Below are 23,285 nucleotides of genomic sequence, written 5' to 3'. Positions count from 1 at the left end.
GGAAAGAAAATGAAAAAATCAGTAGGTTTGATTCTTTTATTAAGCATTTCATTGTTCGGATGTATGGACGAAGAAAGTGCAAGTCAAGTACAGCCCCAGGTCAAGGAGACGACAGAAACAGCGCACTTTAATGACAATGCAGAAGCGACGGTAGTAGATGTAGTAGAAAGGTTTGGAAACAGTCTTCAAAAAGTGTCATTATTAGGACCGGAAGAGCAATTAAAAAAGGATATGTACAACAACTACGGTGATGTCGTTTCTCCCGAGCTTATAGAACAATGGCTGACAGATCCAATTAATGCTCCAGGAAGATTAACTTCTAGTCCTTGGCCAGACCGCATCGATATACAAAACACGGAAAAACTATCTGACAATGCATATGCAATAAGTGGAGAAATAATTGAAGTAGAAAGTGTAGATGAAGTCATGAACAATATGCCTATTGAACTTGTGGTTGAAAAAGTAGGAGATCAGTGGCTTATTACCAAAGTTATGCTTGGTAACGCCGGGAACGAGGATTCCATCACCTATACAAACAAGGAGTATAGTTTTTCATTCAAATTACCGAACTCTTGGGAAAATTATTCAATCGTTAAGGAGGAATGGGAAGGACTGTCTATAGAAACAACTGGCGGCGAAAAAGTCGTTGAAGCTGGTCCAATGATTTTGATTCGACACCCTGAGTGGACTACCGAAAATCCGTATCAAGATATCCCGATTATGATTTTTACGCTGGACCAATGGGACCTACTGCGACAAGAGAAATTTCACATAGGGGCAGCACCTATCGGCCCAACAGAACTAAATCGCAATGAGAATTACGTTTTTACTATCCCTGCTCGTTATAACTTCGCATTTCCAACTGGATACGAAGAAGTGGAAAGAATCTTAGAAAGTAAACCATTAGAAGTTGAATAAAGACTAACAAGCGGTTAAGGTTAACCTTGGCTGCTTGCTATTTTTACATAACTGTTCACCAAATTTGATGAAATCGACCAATAACATTTTGAGTTGAAATGACACTAACGAATGCATGAGAATCAATCTTTCTCACGATTTTTTTTAAAGTGGTCAATTCCCCAACAACTGTAACACAAAATAATACAGTTTTTTGATCATGTGTATATCCACCAGTCGCATCCCACATAGTTGTTCCACGATGTAAATTCGAATTGATCGCATGACTTACCTCTTCGCCGCTATTCGTAATGATCAAAACGGATACACGGTTGACATGACTTAAAATAATTTCATATGTTTTCATCGTCGCAAACATTGAAATAATCGTGAATAAGGCAATTTCACTACCAAAAATAAAACCAGAAACAATGACGATCAAAATATTTACAACTAAACTTGCTTTTCCTATCGATACATTGTGGTATTTTGAAATGACCCTAGAAAGAATATCAAGCCCACCTTGTGAGCCCCCTCTTCTTAAGACAATACCGCACCCAATCCCATTTAGCGTACCACCAAAAATTGCAGCAAGGATTGTATTATCCGTCCATAATTGTTGAACGGGCAAAAGATACAAAAAACCAGATAATAAAATAATGGCAATCATCGTATAAATACTAAACTTCGTCCCTAATAATTTATAAGCAAGCACCATTAGTGGGATATTTAGTACAAAATAAAAAACACCAACACTAACTGGAAAAAAGTGATGGATAAATTGAGCAATCCCCGTTAACCCTCCTGATAGTAGTCCAGAAGGAATAATCAGCATATTAAGTGCAACAGCCGAAACTATTGTACCAACAATGATTGCTAACAAATCTAAAACAATTGATGTACTTTTCTTGTTTATATTTTCCATATGGAAGTACCCCTTAAAAGAATGATAGTATATATGTAGATCATTGTATGGAGGCTTTACGATTTTAGTGTTTGATTTTCAATGTTTATCTATATTGGATTTATAATTACTATCTTATACATTATATTCTTTAGAAAAGGGAGAACCTCCTCATGACAACTACCCAAAAAACTTTAAAAACTTGCAAAAGAGGACACGAATACTACAAAAGCAGCGACTGCCCTACATGCCCAACTTGTGAACAGGAACGAAAACCTGAAACTGGATTTCTTTCTCTTCTTTCCGCACCTGCAAGACGTGCTTTAGAAAACAATGGCATCACTTCTTTGCAGCAGCTATCAAACGTTAGTGAAAAAGATATTTTGAAGTTTCACGGTATGGGACCAGCCTCTTTACCAAAACTCAGAGCTGCACTAGAAGCGGAAGGGTTATCATTTAAAAATTGAAGTATAGGAAAGGTATCGGTTTCGGAACTCAATCGGAATTAGATACCTTTCTTTATTGCTATTTAAATAATCTGAATATAAAATGGAAGGTAGAATTATAGGGGCGACTAGAACGATCGGACGTATCGTGTGAAGATTACGCAAAAGAGGAGGGATTTGTAATGGCTAATACACATTGCCCGCTTTGCGGAGAGGAAAACAAATGTATGGTCGATGCAACAGAACCAAATGGATGCTGGTGTACGATAGAGGAATTTCCAAAAGGGATTTTTGAGTTAGTCCCGGAAGAAAGTAGACGAAAGCATTGTATTTGCCAAAAGTGTGTAACTAAATATAAAGGAGAAATGCAAAAAATCTGAATTCCGTTTTATATGGTATTCAGACTTTTTTTGCTAAAGAGAATTAAATGATGCTTATATTCTAAAAGAGTTACATGTAAAACTTGATTGCAATTTCATATAGTTGTAAAGTACCCGAGCATGTCTTCCTTGTTGTGTATACGGATTTATTTTAGGGCGTAGCCGCTCGAGAAACTCACGATCACATTCACATCGATCTCTCCCTTTACTGTAACATTCATCATGTGCTTTACATGCTGCATCTACTTCATTAATAGGTGCGCCGGGTCCGCTACAACCAGGTCCACACCAGTTATATCCTGGAAATATACAAAAACGGGGCGTTCTTCTACGTGACAAAATCATAACCTCCTTATATTCATAACTTCTTATAAACTATTCAATAAACTCTGCGTATGTATAAACTGCTACCTATTAGTTTCTGGATAATGTAAAAATATTTCGCCTGTATGCAACGGAAAACATAACTACATATGAAATTAACAAACAATTAACAAACCTGTAGTATGATAGTAACTAATAATAACGGACTATTTTAACGAGGTGCATGTATCGATGAGTGGGAGAAAATTCGCATTCTTATTGATTATCATTTTAATAAGTTTCCTATTAACAAGCTGCACTACAAATCCCCAAAAACTAATAATCGGAATGATACCGGTAAAAGATGCAAATGAAATGGAAAAGGAATTTGAACCTATTCGACTTTATCTAGAAGAAAAATTAGGCATTCCTATTGAAGTGGACGCTGCCGATAGTTACGTTAGTTTAATAGAAGGAATGAAGAATGAAACAATCGATATTGGTTGGTATGGTGCTTTTTCTTATGTAGCTGCTGAAAGCGAAATGGAGCTTACTCCTTTGATTGTTCAACAAAGAAAAGATATTGGTATTAACTATAATTCACTTATTATTACACCCAAAGATTCAGGTATCAGTAGCATTGAAAAATTAAAAGGAAAGAAGTTTGCATTCGTTGACTCTGGCTCTACATCTGGGTTTGTCCTTCCTTACGCATTATTCAAAAGTAGAAATATAGATTATGAAGCATTTTTCAGCGAAATTAAGTACGCAGGATCTCATGATCAAGTACTAGCTAATATTCTGACTAATGAGGTAGATGCTGGGGCTATAAGTAGTATTCAGTATGATAATTTGATAGAAAAAGGGATAGTAAGTCCGGAAGATATGAACGTTATTTGGAAGTCAGAAGATATTCCGGGGTCTCCGTATGTTGCAAGAAGTAAGCTAGATAAAGAGATGCAAGAACGTTTTACAAAAGCTATGTTAGCGATACACATAGAAGAACTAGATGCTTTGAATAGTTTTGATAATACGATTGAGAAGTACATAGAAGTAGACAGTAAATACTATAATTCTATAAGAAATATTGCAACCGTTCTTGGTAAAGATTATATGTACGAGCATTTCTTAAAAGGCGAATAATAGACATAGAGGCGAGTGGACCTTTTGAAAATAAAAAGTATTAAGTTTTGGGCAACGACTTTGATCGTATTAATGTGTATTGTGACAATGTCTTTATTCATTTTATTGTCATACAAAAATTTAAAAGAAAGTTTAGAGCAGCTGTATAAAAACGAAGCAGAATCTGTCCTCATGCAAACTTTCTTATCTTTTGGATATCAATTTTTAACCGTTGAGAATACGTTGGAGCAGCTTAGTGATTCTCTTCTGTTATTAAATGACTATTCTAGTAGTCAAGATGAGATTGCAACCATGCTAAAGGAACATCAAAAAAATTCGATCGTGAATGGGAAAATGATGTATGGATTAGCGAATGGTGAATTTTACAGGGGAGAATATAAAGAAATTCCAGATAGCTATCATCCAGCAGAACAACTTTGGTACAAGCTTGCTATGCAAAATCCAGGTGAGGTATTTTGGACGGAGCCGTACCTGGACTATGTGACACAAGAAATTATTATTACAGCTTCAAAGTCCGTCGTGAGTCCAAAAGGAACACTAGGGGTTATTGCGCTAGATATAAACCTACAAGAAATGAGTAGTCGAATCAGTAATTCGAAAATTGGAGAAGATGGATTTGTCCTATTACTAAGTAGTAATGGCACGATATTGGCTAATCGTGATAATCATATGATTGGTGAAACACTTTTTGGAAATCAACTCGCAAAAATGTTAAAGGACACAGAAAAAAGTTATGTACCGTATATTATACACAATAAGGACTATCTAGTAACATCACAACCAATTGTGGAAAATGATATGAGTATCGTAGCGGCGATAAGCAAAGAAGAAATAATTCGAACCCTTATAAACAGGCATCAACCTATACTAGCAATCGGACTATTCTGTTTACTTCTATTTGGTGTTATTGCATATTTTGCAACGTTAAGAGGCGTTCGACCATTAAAAAAACTTGGAAAGCTAATGGTTTCCGTAGAAAATGGAAATTATGACGTGCAAGCAAACGTAAAGGATTATGAAGAAATAGAACGTCTAGCGAATGGTTTTAATAGTATGATTTTGGCTATAAAAACAAGAGAGGACAAGATAAAACATTTAGCATCGTATGATTCACTGACAGGGTTATTAAATAGAAGGAGCATACAAGAATTGCTTACAGAATCACTAGAAAACGATGAAGTAGATTGCTTAAAAGCAGTTATTTTTGTTGATTTAGACAATTTTAAAACAGTGAATGATACACTCGGGCACTCCTTTGGAGATAAATTAATTACGCAAGTGGCAAAAAAACTTGATGCGTTGTCATCGATAAATAAAGACGTCGCTCGCATAAGTGGCGATGAATTTATCGTAGTGATGCATGATTTAGAGTCAATAGAACAAGCAAGAAACGTAGCGGAGGAAATTATCCGGCAATTTGATATGCCTATTACTGTAGAATCTAGAATTTTAAATGTTACCGCAAGTGTGGGTATTTCCTTATACCCAATTCACGCTATTACTTCGGAAGAATTGTTGAAGCTGGCAGACATGGCCATGTATGAAGCAAAAAGCTTTGGGAAAAATGGGTATAGAATATTTGATGAGGGAATGAAACAGGAACTAGAAGGAAAATTAAAAATAGAACTAGGCATTCGAGAATGTCTAGATAAAGATGAATTCGAGTTGTATTTCCAACCATTATTGAAAACAGATGAAGGAAGGATTGCGAGCATAGAAGCACTTTTACGAATAAAACCTTCTGCTCTGTCTAGCTATAATACTTTACAAATAATTCAAGTTGCTGAAATGACTGGTCAAATAGTAGAAATAGACAAATGGGTATTAAAGAAAGCATGTACCACCATTCAAAAGATTAACAGAAATAGAGAACATCCAGTTAGTATAGCCGTCAATATTTCTGCGGTCCATATTATGCAACAAGATTTTGTCGATAATGTACGAGAAATAATAGAAGAATCGGGTGTTTGCCCAAACTGGATCGAGCTCGAAATTACAGAAACCTCTTTGATGAAATCATTCGATATAAATAAGCAAAAGTTAGAGGAAATCCAGAAACTTGGGATATCCATTCATCTCGATGATTTTGGAACAGGCTACTCTTCTCTAAGTTACTTAAACAGTTTACCAATCAACCATGTGAAGATTGATAAGAGCTTTGTAGATGTAATGCTTCAATCGGAAAAAGATGGTAAGTTCATAGAGACGATTATCGAATTGGCGCATACGATCGGCTTACATGTTGTAGCTGAAGGGGTAGAGCATAGGGAACAATTTGACATGCTCCGAAGCTATAATTGTGAAATGGTTCAAGGATATTATATAAGTAAGCCAGTGAGTTATGAAGCAATCAATAATCTTTTGCAACAAGAACAAGAAACACTTCAGATGAGAATTTAACATTGCTAACTAAAAGTAGTGCAGACCAGATTAGGAAACTGCACTACTTTTTTATATTAATTGTGAGATTGAGGGAGATGTTACGCAAAATCATAGAATAGTTGATCATAATTGAAATAATGCGTCTAAGTTATTGATGTCTCACTTCAAGTTAACTTGTTACTTTAAGAAAACTGTTGCTCTCAACAACATTTTGGTTGCTCTCGTGCTGATTTAGTTGCTTTCCGAATAGAACTGGTTGCTTTTCAAAACTGATTGATTGCCCTTAGCCATTTACTGGAAACCTATACATCGAAATACTACAGCCTATTCAGTCCATTCAACCATTTATTGGATTTCACTTTCAGAAACAATACATAAGATTGAAATTAAAACGTGTGACTCTGATTAGCTATCAATTTTCATGGATTGGAGCGGAAGGGCGGCGACTCCGAAGGGATTAAGTGAGACAGACGAGACTTCGCAGGCGTACGCGCAAGCGGCGGTGAAGGCTCATCGCTCACCCCACGGAAAGCGCCCGCCCTGCAGCGGAAATCCTAGCGGAAACTAATTTTACGCATTATTCCTATATTACGCAAGTGAGTAAAACTGTTGCCAATATGCACGGAAATATTGCGAAGAACGGATACTTTCTTGCGATTAGTAAAAATTGAACTTTCAAGTAAGGGGCGCTTAAATAATTTCTAACAGTCCATTTTCAAGTGAAAGTTTTTTATCCAATTTTTCATTTGGAAAAATAAATGTCCATGGCATGCTACATCTTGCTTGTATGCTAAAGGAAGGTAATGTGAAGGAATGCTCTATAGTAACTTTATCAGCTTCGATGTATCTTAGTTTCGTGTTTTGAAAGGAATAAGAATGCATGGTGAAGTTATGAATGAGCGCGGTTACTAATAATTCACCTTTATGGTTGAAAGCTTGCCATAGTGGTGTAAGTTGAATACCTCGATTACTAGATTGGCTTGTTTCGAGAAAGATTACTTCAATTTTTTGGCGATCCTTATTGGAAATTGTTTTGTCCCACGATGATTCAAATTCAAGCTTTTGCATTAATTTACTCCCCCGATATGAAATAATTTCATTTTAACACAACTACGAAGACGCACTTCATTTTTACTAGTATTAATTATAATCCACTTGTTCATGCTAGCAATGAGGAGGTGTGATACTTTGGCTCAAGATGTTCTTTGTGAAGTAAACAACTGTACGTATTGGGGATCTGGAAACAAATGCAATGCTACTGCTATTTATGTCGTAAGTAATAAAGGTAAACAAGCATCCAAAAGTGAAGAAACAGATTGCAAAACATTTGAACCAGAAGCGTAATACACCTAGGGTAACCATCTTTTGGTTACCCTTTTCTTATAAAAATAATACTAAACAATAAAATCATATTGTGAACATGGCAAAGACACTTACTTCGAAAGTGACAAAACAAAATTGTAAAGCGAGCGCGACAAGTATTTATAATGGTAAGATTAAATGAGAAGTTATAATATTGAAAAAAAGAGGTGCTATTAATGGCAATTGAAATTGTAAGAGATTATTTTAAACAGTTCGGAATAGAAGAAAAAATATTAGAATACGAGGAATCTAGTGCAACTGTTGAACTAGCAGCACAAGCGTTAAATGTAGAAGGAGCGCGTATTGCCAAAACATTATCCTTTAAGAAAGAGGACGGTTGTATTTTAGTAGTAGCTGCAGGCGATGCTAAAATCGATAACGCTAAATTTAAAGCGACTTTTGGAGTAAAAGCAAAAATGCTAACTCCAGAAGAAGTAGTCGAACAGGTAGGACATGCAGTAGGTGGTGTTTGTCCATTTGGTATTCCAGATGATGTAGGCGTGTACTTAGATGAATCGTTAAAACGTTTCGACACTGTTTTTCCTGCATGTGGGAGCAGCAATAGTGCTATAGAACTTTCGTGTGAAGAATTATTTACATATGCTAAAGGACAACAATGGGTAGACGTTTGCAAAGGGTGGGAATAAAAGAAAAGGGGTAAAGACATGGATATTTCATTTCAAACAACAGAAGGCAGATTCAATTACCGAGTAGCGGGGTTATTAATACATGACGGTAAATTACTCATTATGAAAGATGAAAACCAATCGTATTACTATGTTCCGGGTGGCCGGGTAATGCTGAATGAAACAAGTGAAGATGCGGTAAAACGGGAAATCAGAGAAGAGCTTTCAATAGAAGTGAATGTAAAGCGTTTGTTATGGGTGAATGAAAACTTTTTTATGGAGCCTACTTCACAGGAAAAATTTCATGAAATTTGTTTTTTCTATATAGTAGAGTTGAAAAACGATGAGTTTTTAAATAGAGGTAATGAATTCACTGTAAATGAAAATGGGAAAATACATACATATTACTGGAAACGCATGAAGGAAATAAAAGATACGAACTTATATCCACTATTTCTAAAAGAGAGAATTACTGAATTACCAATGAATATAGGACATGTTGTAGAAGTGAAATAATTGTTTGCAGAAATTTGAAAGGATGGATATATTTTGGTTTCCGTAATTGCTCTATTTTTGATAGCTGGATTAGCTGAAATCGGGGGCGGTTATCTTATTTGGCTCTGGTTGAGGGAAGGTAAGTCGGCATATTTAGGACTTATTGGGGGAATTACTTTAGCTCTTTATGGTGTAATTGCTACATATCAAATGTCCCCTTCATTCGGAAGAGTTTATGCTGCCTATGGTGGTGTATTTATCGTATTATCTGTCCTTTGGGGTTGGGGTGTCGATAAAAAAGTACCAGATTCATATGATTGGATTGGGGCGCTGATCTGCATAATTGGTGTATCAGTTATGTTGTTTGCTCCCCGGAGTTAACTAAAAAGGAGGAGTAAGGAAGATGTTATTTCAAAACGATAAGTTATCTGTTCGTCAATTAGAACAGAAGGATGATTCTTTAATAGTTAAATGGCTTTCTGACCCTAGTGTACTTGAGTTTTATGAAGGAAGAGATAATGCATTTGACTTACAGAAGGTGCATGAGAAGTTTTACAACCGTGAAAAAGGATTAGCTCGATGTATCGTGGAGTTTGACAAAATTCCTATCGGATATATCCAATATTATCAAGTAGATAATGAAGAACGAAAATTATATGGGTATGCAAATGTATCAGATGTGATATACGGAATGGACCAGTTTATAGGAGAAGTTGCATATTGGAACAAAGGTATTGGAACACTTTTAGTAAATTCCATGGTAGAGTTTTTAGTCGAGCAAAATCAAGCAGACAGAGTAGTAATGGATCCGCAAACATGGAATGAAAGAGCAATCCGTTGTTATGAAAAATGTGGATTTAAAAAAGTTAAGCTTTTACCAAAAAATGAACTTCACGAAGGTGAATATCGTGATTGCTGGTTGATCGAATATATTAAATAGCATGTGACTGAGAATGCCAAACTAAAGGTACTAAATCAATTTTGAATTGTTTTAGAACCTTTAGTTTTGTCTCATCAATAAGTTGTTATTTTAAAAATCTTTTGTAACGAATAAATCCAGCGCTGCCACCAAGTAAATCCATCTTGATATTCTTCCACGTCCAACGTATACATGGCATCCTCATTGTTCCATAGACGCTCAAAATAGGCTTCCATCTCTGAAACAAGTTCACTATCATTTGGTGCAATTACCCGTAAATTATTTTCTAAATTATAATTATCCAATGTACGTTCCGTATAGTTCGCAGATCCATTTAAAATAATTGTACGATCATCATTTTGAATCCATATAGCTTTCGTATGGTATTGGCCGATGACGGTGTTGTACCAGCGAACCTTCATCTTGCCTTCCGTATCTTCTACCATCTCTTGTACAACTGGCCTATTTGGCAATCCTGACTTTTCTTGTCCAAATGAGTTTTCGTTTGGATCCAAAATGAGATTCACATCCACTCCTCGATTTGCTGCATCGATTAAAGCATTTACAATATCTCGCTTAGCTACAAAAAACATACCAAGCCAAATTTTGTCTCCTTCTTTCGTGTCTGCTAAATCTGCAAGTAATTTATCTAAAATCTTTTTCTCTGTTAAGTACTGGACTTCATATTCACCATCTGTTTCTTTCACTTTTATACGTGGAAGGTTTGGTCCTCCAGAAAATAAGGAAACAACTTCCTCTGATTTCAAAATATCATTAATGATAGGACCAGTTACTGTTAATGCAATGTTTCCATGGAATCCACTCGCATCATGCGGATTGGATGATGTCACAATTGCTTTTTTCTCTGTTATGACTGCTTTACGATGGTTTGCCTTCACGTTTAATAAAGTCATATATGACGCAATTGTCATTTTAGGAGCATCACTTGCCATTGCATTTGCTATCCAACCTTTTCCACCAATATCAAACCACTGAAAAAATATTCGATAGATGCCTGAGTAAATCGGAGTTGAGTCTCGCAGTGGATCCAAGTCGGTATAGACTATTTCTACACCAGCGTCTCTCATTTTTTTGAACCATTCATTTTCATAAGAACCGTACCCACGATTAAGCGGATCTGTAATGAATATTACCGGCATATTCGGATTCTCTTTCTTTTTATTAGCAAGGGTAGTGGATAGGGTGTCTGCGATTTTGGGGAAATCTTCGTCTTCATCATAATAACCATCAAACAAGAAAAAATCGACAACGACAAATTCTTCTGCATTATTAATCATTGCATTAACTTCTTTAAAAATATGATTCTCATGTATCATTCCAGTTCCTTCTTGATCTTGTGCATATGTAAGGTCCGTTATAAATTTTACATGATCAGTTTTATGTACTTTTCCCTCAAATGAGACTCCTTCAGGAAGAGGTTTATATGTATGCCATAAAATAACCGCTATATAAATAAGAGCGAACAAACAGAGAAATCTGATAAATATTCGCTTCTTCGACTTTTTAACCATCTGTGTTTCCTCCTAATTAAATCTTTTTCTCATGGATATTCCCTAGAATAAAGGAAACCAAACTATCGAGAATTTTGATATGACAACTATTGAAAACGCATACAATATTCAATACAATAGAATTATAGATAGAAAATTTAAAAATTTATTAATTTTCAGTTTGAAGGAGGTGTGTACATGGGCATCTTAGAGGGTTTGAAAGTATTAGATTTTTCGACCTTACTACCTGGACCGTTTGCCACTATGATGTTAGCTGATATGGGAGCGGAAGTGGTAAAAGTTGAAGCTCCTGATCGTGAGGACTTAGTAAAATATTTAGGACCTATCGACGGGGAAGTATCCGCTACTTTTGGGCATTTAAATCGTTCCAAACGATCACTAGCATTGGATCTTAAACAAACGGAAGCAAAAGAAATCATCTATCAACTAATTCATGAATACGATATTGTGGTCGAACAATTTCGTCCAGGAGTAATGGATAGATTAGGAGTAGGTTATGAAAAGTTAAAAGAAATTAATCCTAAAATTATTTTTTGTTCTATTACTGGATATGGTCAAACTGGTCCTCTTCGTAATCGAGCAGGGCATGATATTAATTATTTATCTTTGGCAGGTGTTACGAGTTATTCCTATAGAAAAGGTAAGATTCCTGTACCAGCTGGAGTACAAGTAGCTGATATTGCAGGAGGATCCATGCCTGCTGTAATAGGAATTTTAGCAGCTGTCTATCACCGTGAAAAAACGGGAAAAGGTCAGCAAATTGATATAAGTCTTACGGATGTATCTTTTTCGTTAAATGCAATGTATGGTCCGGGATATCTAGCAGGTAAGGAAGAGCCTGAGTCTGAGTCATTATTGTTAAATGGAGGCTCTTTTTATGATTATTATGAAACGAAAGATAATCGCTATCTTTCTATCGGTAGTTTGGAAGCGCAATTTCAAGCGAAGCTTTGCGAGTTAATCGGCGATCCAAGTTTAATCAAATTAAGTAGTAGTGAACGTGGAGAGGACCAACAGGCCTTTAAAAAAATTCTAGTAAAAGTTATTAAACAAAAAACTTTTCATGAATGGGTAAGTATTATGGAAGATGACTTTGACGGGTGTATTGAACCCGTATTGAGTTTTTCAGAAGCTGTAAATCATCCACAAATTAAAGCTAGAAAGATGGTAGTTTCGGTACCGAAGAAAGAAGGGGGTACACAGAAACAAATTGCTTTTCCGATAAAATTTTCCACACATCAAGCGAAATACAGTTTTACCGGTGTGAAAACAGGATATGACTCGGAAGAAATTTTGAAGGAAATGGGTCATAGCAAAGATACAATAGATACACTCAAGCAAAAAGGGGTTTTTGGATCAATCGAACAAAAAGAAATTTCATTATAAAGAGGAGTTGGTTAAATGTTTGCTGCATTAACACCATTAGATTGGAAAAGAAGAGCGATTAAATATTATCCGAAAAAAGTAGCGGTAATCGATGGAGAGAAACAATTTACATATGAGGAATTTGGGAAGCGTACTGATAAACTTTCTGCTGCTTTAGTAAATGCTGGTTTACAAAAAGGTGATCATATTGCAGTCATGTTGCCAAACACGCATTATATGCTTGAAAGTTTTTATGGAATTTGCCAGCTAGGTGCAGTACAAGTCCCTTTAAATTATCGACTAAATGCTGAAGACTTGGAGTATATTATCAAACATAGTGATTCCAAAATGCTTATCGTGGATGAAGAATATAGTCACTTAATAGAGGGAATCCGTCAAAGCTTGTCATTAGAAAAAATAATTGTCGTAGCAGTAGAAGGGCAAACGAATTTATTGGAAGGTATTTATTACGAAGAATTTATTAATCAGGACTTTGAAGATGCCTCTCTTCCAAAAGTGGATATAGATGAGAACCAGTTGCTCACATTGAATTATACAAGTGGGACCACTTCCAAACCAAAAGGTGTTATGTTAACCCACCGAAGTAATTACTTAAATGCAGCTAATTTCTTGTATCATCTTAGTGTGACTCATGATGATGTGTATCTTCACACATTGCCAATGTTCCATGCGAATGGCTGGGGTGGAGTTTGGGCAATTACAGCAGCCGGGGCAACGCATGTATGTTTGCGTAAAGTAGATCCGCCGCTTATTTTGGAGCTATTTGAAAAACAGAAAATAAGTTTGTTATGTGGTGCACCTACCGTTGTTAATATGTTAGTGAATGAACCAAAAGCAAAAGAAGTAAAAATTACAACAAACCCTCGAATGGCTACAGCAGGAGCACCGCCAGCCGCAGCGCTTATTGGAAAAGCGCAAGAGATTCTTGGACTAAATATGATGCATGTATATGGACTAACAGAAACGTCACCTTTCATTTTATATAGTGAATGGAAGAAGGAATTCGGTAACAAATCACCAGATGAACAAGCAACGATTAAAGCAAGACAAGGAATTGAATTAGCTTTTAATGGGGAAACAAAAGTTGTCAGTCAAGAAGATGGAAAAGAAGTTGCTTGGAATGGCAAGGAAATTGGCGAAATTGTCACACGAGGAAATGTAGTAATGGAAGGTTATTACAAAGATCCAGAAAAAACAGCAGAAGCAATTGTCGATGGATGGTTCCATACTGGTGATTTAGCAGTAACACATCCAGACGGGTATATTGAAATTCAAGACCGTATAAAAGATATGATTATTTCAGGTGGAGAGAACATCTCTTCCACAGAAATTGAAGGGGTATTATACAAACATCCAGCTGTTTTGGAAGTAGCAGTAATAGCTGTACCGGACGAAAAATGGGGAGAAGTTCCTAAAGCTATTATTGTACTTAAAGAAGGAAGTAATGTGACAGAACAAGAAATGAACGAATATTGCCGAACTAATATGGCTCATTTTAAAACACCAAAATCATTTGACTTCGTGGAGTCATTACCAAAAACAGCAACAGGTAAGCTTCAAAAGTTTTTACTACGAGAAATGTATTGGAATGGACCAATAAAAGTAAATTAATAGAGCAGTAGACGGTTTTCCATTTATATATTGAATGGGGAACCGTTTTTTATGAATAAAGCGCACTACACAAATATCGGCTGAGATTTCCGCTGCAGAGCGGACGCTTTCCACGGGGGGAGCGATGAGCCTTCACCGACGCATACGCGTACGCTGTGAAGTCTCATCTTCTCACTCATCCCGTAAGAGTCGCCGCCCTTCCACTCCAATCCAGTAGAACTTGCTATCTAGTCAGTGACACATTACTTAGGGAAATGTATTCGCTTTTTTGGTGGGAGAAGTTTGACCAATAAATATGCGCAGCAAGCATTAATCGCAACTTTGCAGAAGCTATGCGCAACATATCGAGTAACTGAGCGGCTATCTCAAGACAAGTTGTCGTGTTCAAGATGGAATTTGTCGAGTTCGCATTGAGTTTTCTAGTTGTCCATTTATTAGATTTTCTATTAGGAAATAGCATATAAGAGTGAATTTAATGCAGCGATACTAAGTAGCTAGCAGGTTTCGTGATTGGAGCGGAGGGCGGCGACTCCAACCGGAAAAGCATGAGCTGAAGACCCTAGACTGAGCGTAGCGAAATTATTTTTTGCAACGAGCTTGCGCAGGAGCGAGGGAAGCGGCTGAAGCCATGCCGGCGGAAATCCTACGCGGTTACATATAAGACACACTATTACTATCTTGCACACTAAGAAGAAAAAACGAACATTTATTATTGACATTAATTTATTGTTCGTATATTATATTTTTCGGAGTAAGAAAATGAAAGAATCAAGCTGCATTCGTATATTCTCAGTAATATGGTCTGAGAGTTTCTAGTAGGAACCGTTAATTTCTAACTATGAATGGTAGATTTCATCTATCCATTTTTAGTTAGATTTTTTATTTTTAAGGAGGAACTATGGAACGTTTATTTAGATTAGGTGAATTAGGTACGAATGTGAAAACGGAAGTATTGGCAGGTTTTACTACTTTTTTAACGATGGCATATATCATTTTTGTTAACCCTGCAATACTTTCGGCAGCGGGGGTCCCTTTTGATCAAGTATTTATAGCAACGATCGCTGCTGCAGTCATCGGTACATTAATCATGGCTTTGTTTGCAAATTATCCAATTGCGATTGCACCAGGTATGGGGATGAACGCTTATTTTACAAGTGTTGTCGCTACACAAGGTGTTAGTTATCAAGTCGTTTTTGGAGCAGTTTTGGTAGCAGGTATTATTTTTTTATTGTTAACGTTTACGAAGTTACGAGAATTACTGATTGAGTCAATTCCTACTTCATTAAAATATGGAATTACCGCTGGCATAGGGTTATTTATTGCGTTTGTTGGATTGAAGATGTCTAAAATTGTTGTTGGGAATAGTGACGCGCTTGTAATGCTCGGTGATTTGCGTGATCCACTCACTGTCTTATCGATTATCGGATTGTTTGTAACGATAATATTAATAGCCCTTCGAGTAAAAGGAGCGCTGTTTGTTGGTATGTTTATTACTGCAATTATCGGCTATTTTATGGGCATGTTACAACTAGATGGTGTTGTTTCGACACCGCCATCAATCGTATTTTTTGATGTAGATATTCCGGGTGTGTTTGCGAGTGGATTATATGCCGTCGTATTTTCATTTTTACTAGTGACGATATTTGATACAACTGGAACATTGATTGGTGTTACAGAGCAGGCAGGTTTAATGAAGGACGGGAAATCGCCGAAAGCGAAATCCGCACTTGCTGCAGATGCGATTGCTACAACTGTTGGAGCAACACTCGGGACTAGCCCTTCTACTGCTTATATTGAATCATCGACTGGAGTTGCGGCAGGTGGACGATCTGGATTAACGGCGCTTGTTGTAGCTATTCTTTTCTTTGTTGCTTTGTTTTTCTCTCCATTAGTGTCAGCTATTTCATCACTTCCAGCTATTACAGCTCCTGCTTTAATCATTGTTGGTTGTTATATGATGGAGGGGCTTGCAAAAATTGATTGGAAGAAGTTCGATGAAGCATTTCCGGCATTTGCGATTATTTTAACAATGCCTTTAACTGGGAGTATTTCAACAGGGATTGCGGTTGGATTTATTACGTATCCTATCCTTAAACTTGTAAGTGGTAAAGGTCGTGAAGTGCATCCGATTATATACGTTTTTGGGGTTATTTTTGCGATTCAAATGATTTTCTTTTCTTGATATTAATTAATGAAAAACTTCCAATGGTCTTATGCTATTGGAAGTTTTTTTAAATCATTTCGAAGAGACGACTAAAAATCGTACAGCATGATCAGTTAAGTTATACCAATAGTGAGTTTTAGTTGCATCGAACATGATAGATTGTTGCTCGACTAAATTCTTTCTTTCTCCATCCACGACTACAGTCAGTGTCCCCTCTACGACAAATAAAAATTCATGCCCATTATGTGAAAAAGCATTTCCCTCATTTTCTCCAGGTTGCAGTGTGACTAAAATTGGTAGGTAGGAAGCATTAACGATTCCATTCGATAAATCTTGATAATAAAATTGTTGTCTAATAGATTCTAAGTCCTCCGCTTTAGAATCATCCGAAAAGAAGATAGTTGGGTTTACTTTCAATGCATCTGCTATTTTCTTCAAAGATTCTAAAGTGACACTCGATTTTCCACGTTCCACTTGGGAAAGGAAACTGATAGAGACACCGGTTTGTTCGGATAAATCTTTCAGTGTTTGTTTTCGTTCTTTTCTAAGTTCCTTTAATTTCTGTCCGATTGAATGAGAGGGCATCTATAAATCTCCTATTCTATGTTATGTATTATTCAGTTAACCATATATTACATAGCAAAGTACACCTAATAGGGATAATGCGTCATAAGAAGTGAAGTGTCCGCTGTGATTTTCACTGCAGGGCGGACGCTTTCCGTGGGGTGAGCGATGAGCCTTCACCGCCGCTTGCGCGTACGGTGTGAAGTCTCATTTTGCTCACTTAATGCCACCGGAGTCGCCGACCTTCCGCTGCAATCAATGGAATTTCGTCACTGCTCTAAATTCAATCTTATGTAATATTTGCTGAAGTTAAATTCAAATAAATGGTCAAGCGAGACATAACATGCTGTGAATGCGACAAACTCCCTGCCGAACACGACAAAACCCATCTCGAAAGCGACATAGCCCTTGCTGAACGCGACAAAACCAATCTTGTGGATACTTTTTCCATAGTGTGGCTAGCGCAAAGGCCTTGCGGTCGCTAGATAGAAGCACACTAAGACGCATTATATCTAATATGTTCAATATCTAATTGACAGAAAATTATAATATAATTACAATGAAAATGGGGAGAAATTAAAGTGTCACTTCAATTTTTAAAAAAGGGGAGAAGTAAAATGGATTCAAAACAAATGAGGAAAGTGTGGATTGCTAGTTTAGTAGGAAGTTCGATTGAATGGTTTGATTACTTCCTGTACGGGACAGTAGCAGCGCTCGTGTTTAATCAGCTATTCTTTGTTACAGAAAACCCTTCCGTAGGAACAATACTTGCCTATGCATCATTTGCATTAGCATTCTTTATACGTCCATTCGGGGGAGTTATTTTCAGTCATATTGGAGATAGAATTGGTCGTAAAAAGACACTTGTTATTACATTAAGTTTAATGGGTATTGCAACATTTGGAATGGGATTACTTCCAACTTATCAAGCGATAGGTGTATGGGCTCCTATACTATTAATCACTCTTCGTCTTGTTCAAGGTTTAGGAATTGGAGGAGAATGGGGTGGAGCGCTACTTCTTGCAGTTGAGTACGCACCGAAAGAAAAACGTGGTTTATATGGGGCTATTCCTCAAATGGGTGTCACAATAGGGATGGTTCTAGGGACAGTTGCGTTATCGATAATGACATTGCTTCCAGAAGGTTCATTTATGACTTGGGGATGGCGTATTCCATTTATCTTTAGTGCATTATTAGTTATTTTTGGGTTATGGATCCGTAAAGGAATTGATGAAACACCGTCGTTTAAAAAGGTTCAAGAATCAGGTGAAATTCCAAAACTGCCAATAGTAGATACATTAAAGTATCATTGGCGCGAGGTTCTTATTGCAATCGGTGCAAAAGTAGTAGAAACAGCACCATTTTATATCTTCGGTACGTTCGTCGTATCTTACGCGACTGCAAATTTAGGCTTCTCCAGAACAGCAGTGTTAAACTCGGTTATGATCGCTACAATAATTACAACGATATTAATCCCGATTATGGGAAGCCTTTCGGATAAAGTAGGTCGTAAAAAATTATACGTGGCTGGAACTATTGGAATGATTGTTTTTGCTTTCCCATACTTCTGGATGTTACATCAACAATCCGTTGCTTTATTAGTTATTGCGACGATTATCGGATTAGGTATCATCTGGTCACCGATCACTGCGGTGCTAGGTACGATGTTCTCCGAAATATTTGATGCAAAAGTACGCTATACAGGAATTACGCTTGGGTATCAAATAGGAGCAGCGGTTGCAGGTGGTACAGCACCACTAGTTGCGGCAAGTTTACTACTGAAGTTCAATGACTCTTATATACCAGTGGCATGCTATATTGTCTTCACCGCAATTATTTCATTGATAGCGATATGGGCTGTTAAAGACCGCAGTCAAGAGCATTTGGATGATACTAGCAAAGTAGATGCTGAAAACTCAAAAGAGAAATCTAAAGTTTCAAATGCATTAGGCAAAGCATAATAAATAAAGCGATAAAAGCAAATGCCTCGTCTTTCGCAATGGTTAGTGAAAGATGAGGTTTTCTTATAAGTGGAGGTTTTTGAATGTTAATAGTAAATGAACAACAAATTATGAATACATATGATATGAAAGATGCAATTCAAGATGTCACCGAAGTATTAAAAGCAAAGGAAGCAGAAAAGATTGCAAGCCCTCATCGCACAGTTATCGAATTTCCACAGCATGAAGCTTCTGCGTTATATATGCCGAGTGCCGATTTAGTTGGAGAAGTAGCGGCAGTAAAAGTCGTTACGATTTTTCCGCATAACCCAGCGAACGGAAAAGAGACAACACAGGGGGTTATCTTACTATCGGATGCTACGAATGGGGATCATTTAGCTATGCTGAATGCCTCTTATTTAACAAGACTTCGAACCGGTGCTTTAAGTGGCATCGCAACAAATTATTTAGCTAAAGAAGATGCCAAAGTGTTGGCGGTAATTGGAACAGGTGCGATGGCATTTGAACAAGTGCTTGGGGTACTTGCTGTTCGACCAATCGAACGCATTCTCCTAGTCAATCGCAATCCAGAAAAAGCAAAAGCATTCGGTGAAAAACTCCGAGCATTTGGTGTAGAGACTTCTTATAAAGTTATAGAAGAGGAAGCGACTGCCGTTCGACAAGCAGATATTATTAACTGTGCCACACGCGCAATCGATCCCGTTTTTAATGGAGAAGACTTGAAACCCGGCGCACATATAAACGGCGTTGGATCCTATTTACCGCATATGCATGAAATAGACGTAACGACGATTACTCGTGCATCCAAAATCGTGGTGGATGATTTAGCAGGGGTAAAAGAAGAAGCTGGAGAGTTAATTGATGCACAAGAAAAAGGTAAATGGTCTTTTGAGCAAGTTCACGGGGAAGTAGGAAAGCTTGTAGTAGGTGCAATAAAAGGAAGAGAAAATGAAGAAGAAATCACTTTTTTCAAATCTGTTGGAGCTGCTTATTTCGATTTAGCCGTGGCACAAGGCGTGTATGCAAAATCGAAAGGACAACGAATTGGAACAGAAATAGACGTATAATGTTTTCAAGCAAATAAGTACATAATGACAATAGAAACTATCTCCATTGCATTTGAGTTTTGGGGATAGTTTCTCTTTGATTGACAAGAATTTTTTATCATGTTAAAATTACTTTGAATTAGAGATGTTTTAATTAAAAGTAATGTAATGTGGAGGGATTTAATATGAATCATTTAAAAGGTATGCACCATGTAACAGCAATTACAAGTAGTGCAGAAGAGAACTATAAATTTTTTACTTATACATTAGGAATGCGTTTAGTCAAAAAAACAGTGAACCAAGATGATATTCAAACATATCACTTGTTTTTTGCTGATGATGTAGGCGGAGCAGGAACAGATATGACTTTCTTTGATTTCCCAGGCATTCCGAAAGGGACACACGGTACAAACGAAATTTATAAAACAGGGTTCCGTGTACCGAGCGATGCAGCATTAGACTATTGGGTAAAACGTTTCGATCGTTTAGAAGTAAAACATACCGGAATTCAAGAGCAATTTGGTACGAAAGTTCTTTCTTTCGTAGACTTTGATGACCAACAATACCAATTAGTGTCAGATGAAAATAATGAAGGTATTGCATCAGGAACACCGTGGCAAAAAGGACCAATTCCTTTAGAGTATGCGATTACAGGACTTGGACCGATTCATATTCGAATTGCAGAGTTCGATTATATGAAAGAAGTATTAGAAAAAGTAATGCTTTTTAAAGAAATTGCACAAGAAGGATCTTTGCATTTGTTTGAAGTTGGAGAAGGCGGTAATGGTGCGCAAGTAATTGTGGAAAAGAATATCATTCTTCCTCCTGGACGCCAAGGGTTTGGAACAGTCCACCATGCAGCTTTCCGCGTTGAAGATCGTTCTGTTCTAGATGAATGGACAACTAGAATGGAAAGTTTCGGATTCCAAACGTCTGGTTACGTGGATCGTTTCTTCTTCCAAAGTTTATACGCAAGAGTTGCAAATGGCATTTTGTTTGAGTTTGCGACAGACGGTCCAGGATTTATGGGAGATGAACCTTATGAAACACTTGGAGAAAAATTATCTTTACCTCCGTTTTTAGAACCAAAACGTGAACAAATAGAAAGCTTAGTTCGTCCAATTGATACGGTAAGAAGTACAATTGACTTTGTAAAAGAATAAAGATGATATGAGACCCACTTTCTATTGTGAACGTGGGTCTTTTGTAGATTAAATTTCTATGTTATATAGGTGTTAAAGATTATGAAACTTCAGTCGATAATAAAAAGGTAGTCGAAAAATACATATAAATGTTGTTATTTTGATGTGGGAGGTTCAACTGGGAAGGACTACAGCAAATCATTTAGACTTTAGTCAAAGGGGAAAGAAAAATGAAGATACGTACAAAACTTTTTATTATTTCCATATGTCTATTACTAATACCGAGTTTAATAATAGGCGTTAGCAGCTACTATTCTGCAAAAACCAATTTAGACGAACTAGGAGAAAAAACGCTTAAAAATGGTGTGGAAATGGCACTTTTATTAATTGATTCAAAGAATACATCCGTTAAAAATGGTGACATAACTTTAGAAGAAGCACAGGAACAAGTAAAACAATATTTACTTGGTGAACTACAAAGCGATGGTAAACGTGCCATAACTAGCAAAGTTGACTTAGGGGAAAATGGTTACTTTGTAGCTTATTTAGAAGATGGACTTGAAGTGGCTCATCCTTCCAAAGAAGGAGTAAATGGTTGGGAAGATCAAGATCTTGATGGAAAATACATTGTGCAAGATGTGATAAAAGCAGCAAAAGATGGTGGAGGGTTTACACGTTATAAATGGGATTTACCAAACCAACCAGGCACTGCCGCAACGAAAATAGTATATAGTGCCTTAGATCCGAACTGGGGTTGGGTTATAGGTGCTGGGACATATATGGAAGCCTTTAATGCTGGTTCTCATTCTATACTGGTAACGATTATGATTACACTTGTTCTAAGTGCAATAATAGGAATCATTGTTATTTATCTGTTTGCAAAACATTTAGCTAACCCTATTAAGCTAATCGCTGAAAATGTGAAAAAAATTGCGAACCAGGACTTATCTATTAAAAATATTAGAATAAAAAACAAGGACGAATTAGGTGATCTAGCTACCGGCATAAATACAATGACCGCAAATTTACGAGAAGTAATCGATTCGGTTTCAAGTTCCGCACAACAAGTAGCGGCTACATCAGAAGAGCTTACTGCAAGTAGCGAGCAAACGAGTAGAGCATCAGAAGAAATCACGGAGTCTATTCAGCAAATTTCTTCTGGGCAAGAAAAACAATTATTAGGTATGGAAGAGTCGAAAAACTCCGTATCTCAAATTTCATCTAGTATCACAGAAATAACGACGAATATTAAAGAATTAAATGATCTTTCTCTTGAAACTTCTAAAATCTCTCTTTTTGGTAATGAAGTGATTACACAAACAGTGGAACAAATGAATCACATCAATAATCAGAGTTCGGTGACGACTGAAGCAATGATAGTACTAGAACGGAAATCACAAGAAATTGGTGAAATTATTAATGTGATTACAAGCATAGCAGAACAGACCAATTTACTTGCCCTAAACGCAGCGATTGAAGCAGCGCGAGCAGGTGAACATGGTAAAGGTTTCGCAGTGGTCGCTGATGAAGTGAGAAAGTTAGCGGAGGAATCGGGGAACGCTGCAAAAAATATTTCCTCGTTAATTAGTGAAATACAAATAGATACAAACCATACTGTTCAAACTGTTAGTGAAGGAAAAGTAGCAATTGAAACTGGTATGAGTTATGTTGCAAATGCCGGCGAAACGTTCGAAAAAATAGCGGACGATGTAAACGCTATAAATCTTAAATTATCTATTATTTCATCAGAAATTCAAGAAATTAATAGTAATACGGAAGTTCTTGTAACCGAAGTGAACAACACAAAAGGTGTAACAGAAAAATCGACGGATTACACACAGAACGTCGTAGCAGCTGCAGAGGAACAATATGCATCAATGGTCGAAATGACAGCAGCATCCCGTTCATTAGCAGAAATGTCTGAGAAACTTCAAGATGTTGTTTCTGATTTTAAATTGAATTAATCGAAAAGTAGCAGATCTTATACAATATTATGTTGTATAGGAATCTGCTTTTTTAGGT

22 protein-coding genes and 1 riboswitch are annotated in these 23,285 nt (G+C 36.8%); of the genes, 17 read left to right on the top strand and 5 right to left on the bottom strand.

Translation table 11 applies throughout. The annotated features are described in order from the left end of the window. Positions 1–9 precede the first annotated feature (9 nt). Positions 10–918, top strand: a complete 909-nt coding sequence (locus tag ACIQYS_RS11710; protein WP_402979570.1) for a hypothetical protein — start codon at positions 10–12, stop codon at positions 916–918. A 55-nt stretch (positions 919–973) separates the two neighbouring features. Here the strand turns inward: ACIQYS_RS11710 and ACIQYS_RS11705 are convergent, their stop codons facing one another. Then, positions 974–1,822: a YitT family protein gene (locus tag ACIQYS_RS11705; RefSeq protein WP_402979567.1), complete on the bottom strand. Its 849-nt coding sequence runs from the start codon at positions 1,820–1,822 to the stop codon at positions 974–976. Between the two features lie 152 nt (positions 1,823–1,974). Between ACIQYS_RS11705 and ACIQYS_RS11700 the strand changes: the two genes are divergently transcribed. Beyond that, entirely contained in the window at positions 1,975–2,268 is a 294-nt protein-coding gene (locus ACIQYS_RS11700; protein ID WP_402979564.1) for an RNA polymerase alpha subunit C-terminal domain-containing protein, read from the top strand. Between the two features lie 161 nt (positions 2,269–2,429). Continuing rightward, positions 2,430–2,627: a cysteine-rich CWC family protein gene (locus tag ACIQYS_RS11695; protein ID WP_402979561.1), complete on the top strand. Its 198-nt coding sequence runs from the start codon at positions 2,430–2,432 to the stop codon at positions 2,625–2,627. Positions 2,628–2,681: 54 nt separating this feature from the next. On the opposite strand, the gene ACIQYS_RS11690 is transcribed toward ACIQYS_RS11695, so the two are convergent. Then, positions 2,682–2,972: a phospholipase gene (locus ACIQYS_RS11690; protein ID WP_402979558.1), complete on the bottom strand. Its 291-nt coding sequence runs from the start codon at positions 2,970–2,972 to the stop codon at positions 2,682–2,684. 210 nt (positions 2,973–3,182) lie between these two features. Here ACIQYS_RS11690 and ACIQYS_RS11685 point away from each other — a divergent pair, with 210 nt between their 5' ends. Continuing rightward, positions 3,183–4,073, top strand: coding sequence for a phosphate/phosphite/phosphonate ABC transporter substrate-binding protein (locus ACIQYS_RS11685; RefSeq protein ID WP_402979553.1), 891 nt, complete (start codon positions 3,183–3,185; stop codon positions 4,071–4,073). A 24-nt stretch (positions 4,074–4,097) separates the two neighbouring features. Then, complete coding sequence (locus ACIQYS_RS11680; RefSeq protein ID WP_402979550.1) at positions 4,098–6,473, top strand: EAL domain-containing protein; 2,376 nt, start codon at positions 4,098–4,100, stop codon at positions 6,471–6,473. Positions 6,474–7,145: 672 nt separating this feature from the next. Here the strand turns inward: ACIQYS_RS11680 and ACIQYS_RS11675 are convergent. After that, complete coding sequence (locus ACIQYS_RS11675; protein WP_402979545.1) at positions 7,146–7,523, bottom strand: SLAP domain-containing protein; 378 nt, start codon at positions 7,521–7,523, stop codon at positions 7,146–7,148. A gap of 120 nt (positions 7,524–7,643) precedes the next feature. Here ACIQYS_RS11675 and ACIQYS_RS11670 point away from each other — a divergent pair, with 120 nt between their 5' ends. The 5 genes from ACIQYS_RS11670 (at position 7,644) to ACIQYS_RS11650 (ending at position 9,878) form a co-directional block, all read left to right on the top strand. Beyond that, entirely contained in the window at positions 7,644–7,799 is a 156-nt protein-coding gene (locus ACIQYS_RS11670) for a DUF1540 domain-containing protein (protein ID WP_402979542.1), read from the top strand. Between the two features lie 194 nt (positions 7,800–7,993). Further along, positions 7,994–8,464: a YbaK/EbsC family protein gene (locus ACIQYS_RS11665; RefSeq protein WP_402979540.1), complete on the top strand. Its 471-nt coding sequence runs from the start codon at positions 7,994–7,996 to the stop codon at positions 8,462–8,464. An 18-nt stretch (positions 8,465–8,482) separates the two neighbouring features. Then, positions 8,483–8,959: an NUDIX hydrolase gene (locus ACIQYS_RS11660; protein WP_402979538.1), complete on the top strand. Its 477-nt coding sequence runs from the start codon at positions 8,483–8,485 to the stop codon at positions 8,957–8,959. A 33-nt stretch (positions 8,960–8,992) separates the two neighbouring features. Next, a complete protein-coding gene (locus tag ACIQYS_RS11655) occupies positions 8,993–9,319 on the top strand; it encodes a YnfA family protein (protein WP_402979536.1) in 327 nt (108 codons plus the stop codon). A gap of 22 nt (positions 9,320–9,341) precedes the next feature. Then, positions 9,342–9,878, top strand: a complete 537-nt coding sequence (locus tag ACIQYS_RS11650; protein ID WP_402979534.1) for a GNAT family N-acetyltransferase — start codon at positions 9,342–9,344, stop codon at positions 9,876–9,878. 74 nt (positions 9,879–9,952) lie between these two features. On the opposite strand, the gene ACIQYS_RS11645 is transcribed toward ACIQYS_RS11650, so the two are convergent. Further along, the gene (locus tag ACIQYS_RS11645; protein ID WP_402979531.1) at positions 9,953–11,389 is read right to left on the bottom strand and encodes a phospholipase D family protein; all 1,437 of its coding nucleotides are present in this window, start codon (positions 11,387–11,389) and stop codon (positions 9,953–9,955) included. A 177-nt stretch (positions 11,390–11,566) separates the two neighbouring features. On the opposite strand from ACIQYS_RS11645, the gene ACIQYS_RS11640 reads away from it, so the two are divergent. The 3 genes from ACIQYS_RS11640 to ACIQYS_RS11630 all read left to right on the top strand — a co-directional run bounded on the left by ACIQYS_RS11640 (position 11,567) and on the right by ACIQYS_RS11630 (position 16,568). After that, complete coding sequence (locus ACIQYS_RS11640; protein WP_402979529.1) at positions 11,567–12,775, top strand: CaiB/BaiF CoA transferase family protein; 1,209 nt, start codon at positions 11,567–11,569, stop codon at positions 12,773–12,775. Between the two features lie 15 nt (positions 12,776–12,790). After that, on the top strand, positions 12,791–14,386 hold the full coding sequence (locus ACIQYS_RS11635) for a long-chain-fatty-acid--CoA ligase (RefSeq protein WP_402979527.1): 1,596 nt from the start codon (positions 12,791–12,793) through the stop codon (positions 14,384–14,386). A 759-nt stretch (positions 14,387–15,145) separates the two neighbouring features. Next, positions 15,146–15,245, top strand: a riboswitch (purine riboswitch). Between the two features lie 39 nt (positions 15,246–15,284). Then, positions 15,285–16,568: an NCS2 family permease gene (locus ACIQYS_RS11630; protein ID WP_402979525.1), complete on the top strand. Its 1,284-nt coding sequence runs from the start codon at positions 15,285–15,287 to the stop codon at positions 16,566–16,568. 54 nt (positions 16,569–16,622) lie between these two features. Here the strand turns inward: ACIQYS_RS11630 and ACIQYS_RS11625 are convergent, their stop codons facing one another. Continuing rightward, entirely contained in the window at positions 16,623–17,135 is a 513-nt protein-coding gene (locus ACIQYS_RS11625; protein ID WP_402979523.1) for a helix-turn-helix domain-containing protein, read from the bottom strand. A 596-nt stretch (positions 17,136–17,731) separates the two neighbouring features. Between ACIQYS_RS11625 and ACIQYS_RS11620 the strand changes: the two genes are divergently transcribed. The 4 genes from ACIQYS_RS11620 to ACIQYS_RS11605 all read left to right on the top strand — a co-directional run bounded on the left by ACIQYS_RS11620 (position 17,732) and on the right by ACIQYS_RS11605 (position 23,227). Further along, entirely contained in the window at positions 17,732–19,075 is a 1,344-nt protein-coding gene (locus ACIQYS_RS11620) for an MFS transporter (RefSeq protein WP_402979520.1), read from the top strand. Positions 19,076–19,158: 83 nt separating this feature from the next. After that, positions 19,159–20,142 (top strand): ornithine cyclodeaminase family protein, encoded by a 984-nt coding sequence (locus ACIQYS_RS11615; protein WP_402979518.1) that lies wholly within the window; start codon positions 19,159–19,161, stop codon positions 20,140–20,142. Positions 20,143–20,306: 164 nt separating this feature from the next. Beyond that, positions 20,307–21,284 carry a ring-cleaving dioxygenase gene (locus ACIQYS_RS11610; protein WP_402979516.1) on the top strand — a complete coding sequence of 326 codons (978 nt, stop codon included), beginning with the start codon at positions 20,307–20,309 and terminating at the stop codon, positions 21,282–21,284. Between the two features lie 209 nt (positions 21,285–21,493). After that, the gene (locus ACIQYS_RS11605) at positions 21,494–23,227 is read left to right on the top strand and encodes a methyl-accepting chemotaxis protein (protein WP_402979514.1); all 1,734 of its coding nucleotides are present in this window, start codon (positions 21,494–21,496) and stop codon (positions 23,225–23,227) included. Positions 23,228–23,285 lie beyond the last annotated feature (58 nt).

It is taken from the genome of Psychrobacillus sp. NPDC096426 (assembly GCF_044762745.1).
GTDB lineage: Bacteria > Bacillota > Bacilli > Bacillales_A > Planococcaceae > Psychrobacillus.
The sequence above is the reverse complement of the archived record's forward strand: the minus strand, read 5'-3'. Positions and strand labels throughout refer to the sequence as shown.

Bases quoted from the DNA above. Each gene is read 5' to 3' on its own strand.
- ACIQYS_RS11710 (WP_402979570.1), top strand. From the start codon at position 10: ATGAAAAAATCAGTAGGTTTGATTCTTTTATTAAGCATTTCATTGTTC.
- ACIQYS_RS11705 (WP_402979567.1), bottom strand. From the start codon at position 1,822: ATGGAAAATATAAACAAGAAAAGTACATCAATTGTTTTAGATTTGTTA.
- ACIQYS_RS11700 (WP_402979564.1), top strand. From the start codon at position 1,975: ATGACAACTACCCAAAAAACTTTAAAAACTTGCAAAAGAGGACACGAA.
- ACIQYS_RS11695 (WP_402979561.1), top strand. From the start codon at position 2,430: ATGGCTAATACACATTGCCCGCTTTGCGGAGAGGAAAACAAATGTATG.
- ACIQYS_RS11690 (WP_402979558.1), bottom strand. From the start codon at position 2,972: ATGATTTTGTCACGTAGAAGAACGCCCCGTTTTTGTATATTTCCAGGA.
- ACIQYS_RS11685 (WP_402979553.1), top strand. From the start codon at position 3,183: ATGAGTGGGAGAAAATTCGCATTCTTATTGATTATCATTTTAATAAGT.
- ACIQYS_RS11675 (WP_402979545.1), bottom strand. From the start codon at position 7,523: ATGCAAAAGCTTGAATTTGAATCATCGTGGGACAAAACAATTTCCAAT.
- ACIQYS_RS11665 (WP_402979540.1), top strand. From the start codon at position 7,994: ATGGCAATTGAAATTGTAAGAGATTATTTTAAACAGTTCGGAATAGAA.
- ACIQYS_RS11660 (WP_402979538.1), top strand. From the start codon at position 8,483: ATGGATATTTCATTTCAAACAACAGAAGGCAGATTCAATTACCGAGTA.
- ACIQYS_RS11650 (WP_402979534.1), top strand. From the start codon at position 9,342: ATGTTATTTCAAAACGATAAGTTATCTGTTCGTCAATTAGAACAGAAG.
- ACIQYS_RS11645 (WP_402979531.1), bottom strand. From the start codon at position 11,389: ATGGTTAAAAAGTCGAAGAAGCGAATATTTATCAGATTTCTCTGTTTG.
- ACIQYS_RS11640 (WP_402979529.1), top strand. From the start codon at position 11,567: ATGGGCATCTTAGAGGGTTTGAAAGTATTAGATTTTTCGACCTTACTA.
- ACIQYS_RS11635 (WP_402979527.1), top strand. From the start codon at position 12,791: ATGTTTGCTGCATTAACACCATTAGATTGGAAAAGAAGAGCGATTAAA.
- ACIQYS_RS11630 (WP_402979525.1), top strand. From the start codon at position 15,285: ATGGAACGTTTATTTAGATTAGGTGAATTAGGTACGAATGTGAAAACG.
- ACIQYS_RS11625 (WP_402979523.1), bottom strand. From the start codon at position 17,135: ATGCCCTCTCATTCAATCGGACAGAAATTAAAGGAACTTAGAAAAGAA.
- ACIQYS_RS11620 (WP_402979520.1), top strand. From the start codon at position 17,732: ATGGATTCAAAACAAATGAGGAAAGTGTGGATTGCTAGTTTAGTAGGA.
- ACIQYS_RS11615 (WP_402979518.1), top strand. From the start codon at position 19,159: ATGTTAATAGTAAATGAACAACAAATTATGAATACATATGATATGAAA.
- ACIQYS_RS11610 (WP_402979516.1), top strand. From the start codon at position 20,307: ATGAATCATTTAAAAGGTATGCACCATGTAACAGCAATTACAAGTAGT.
- ACIQYS_RS11605 (WP_402979514.1), top strand. From the start codon at position 21,494: ATGAAGATACGTACAAAACTTTTTATTATTTCCATATGTCTATTACTA.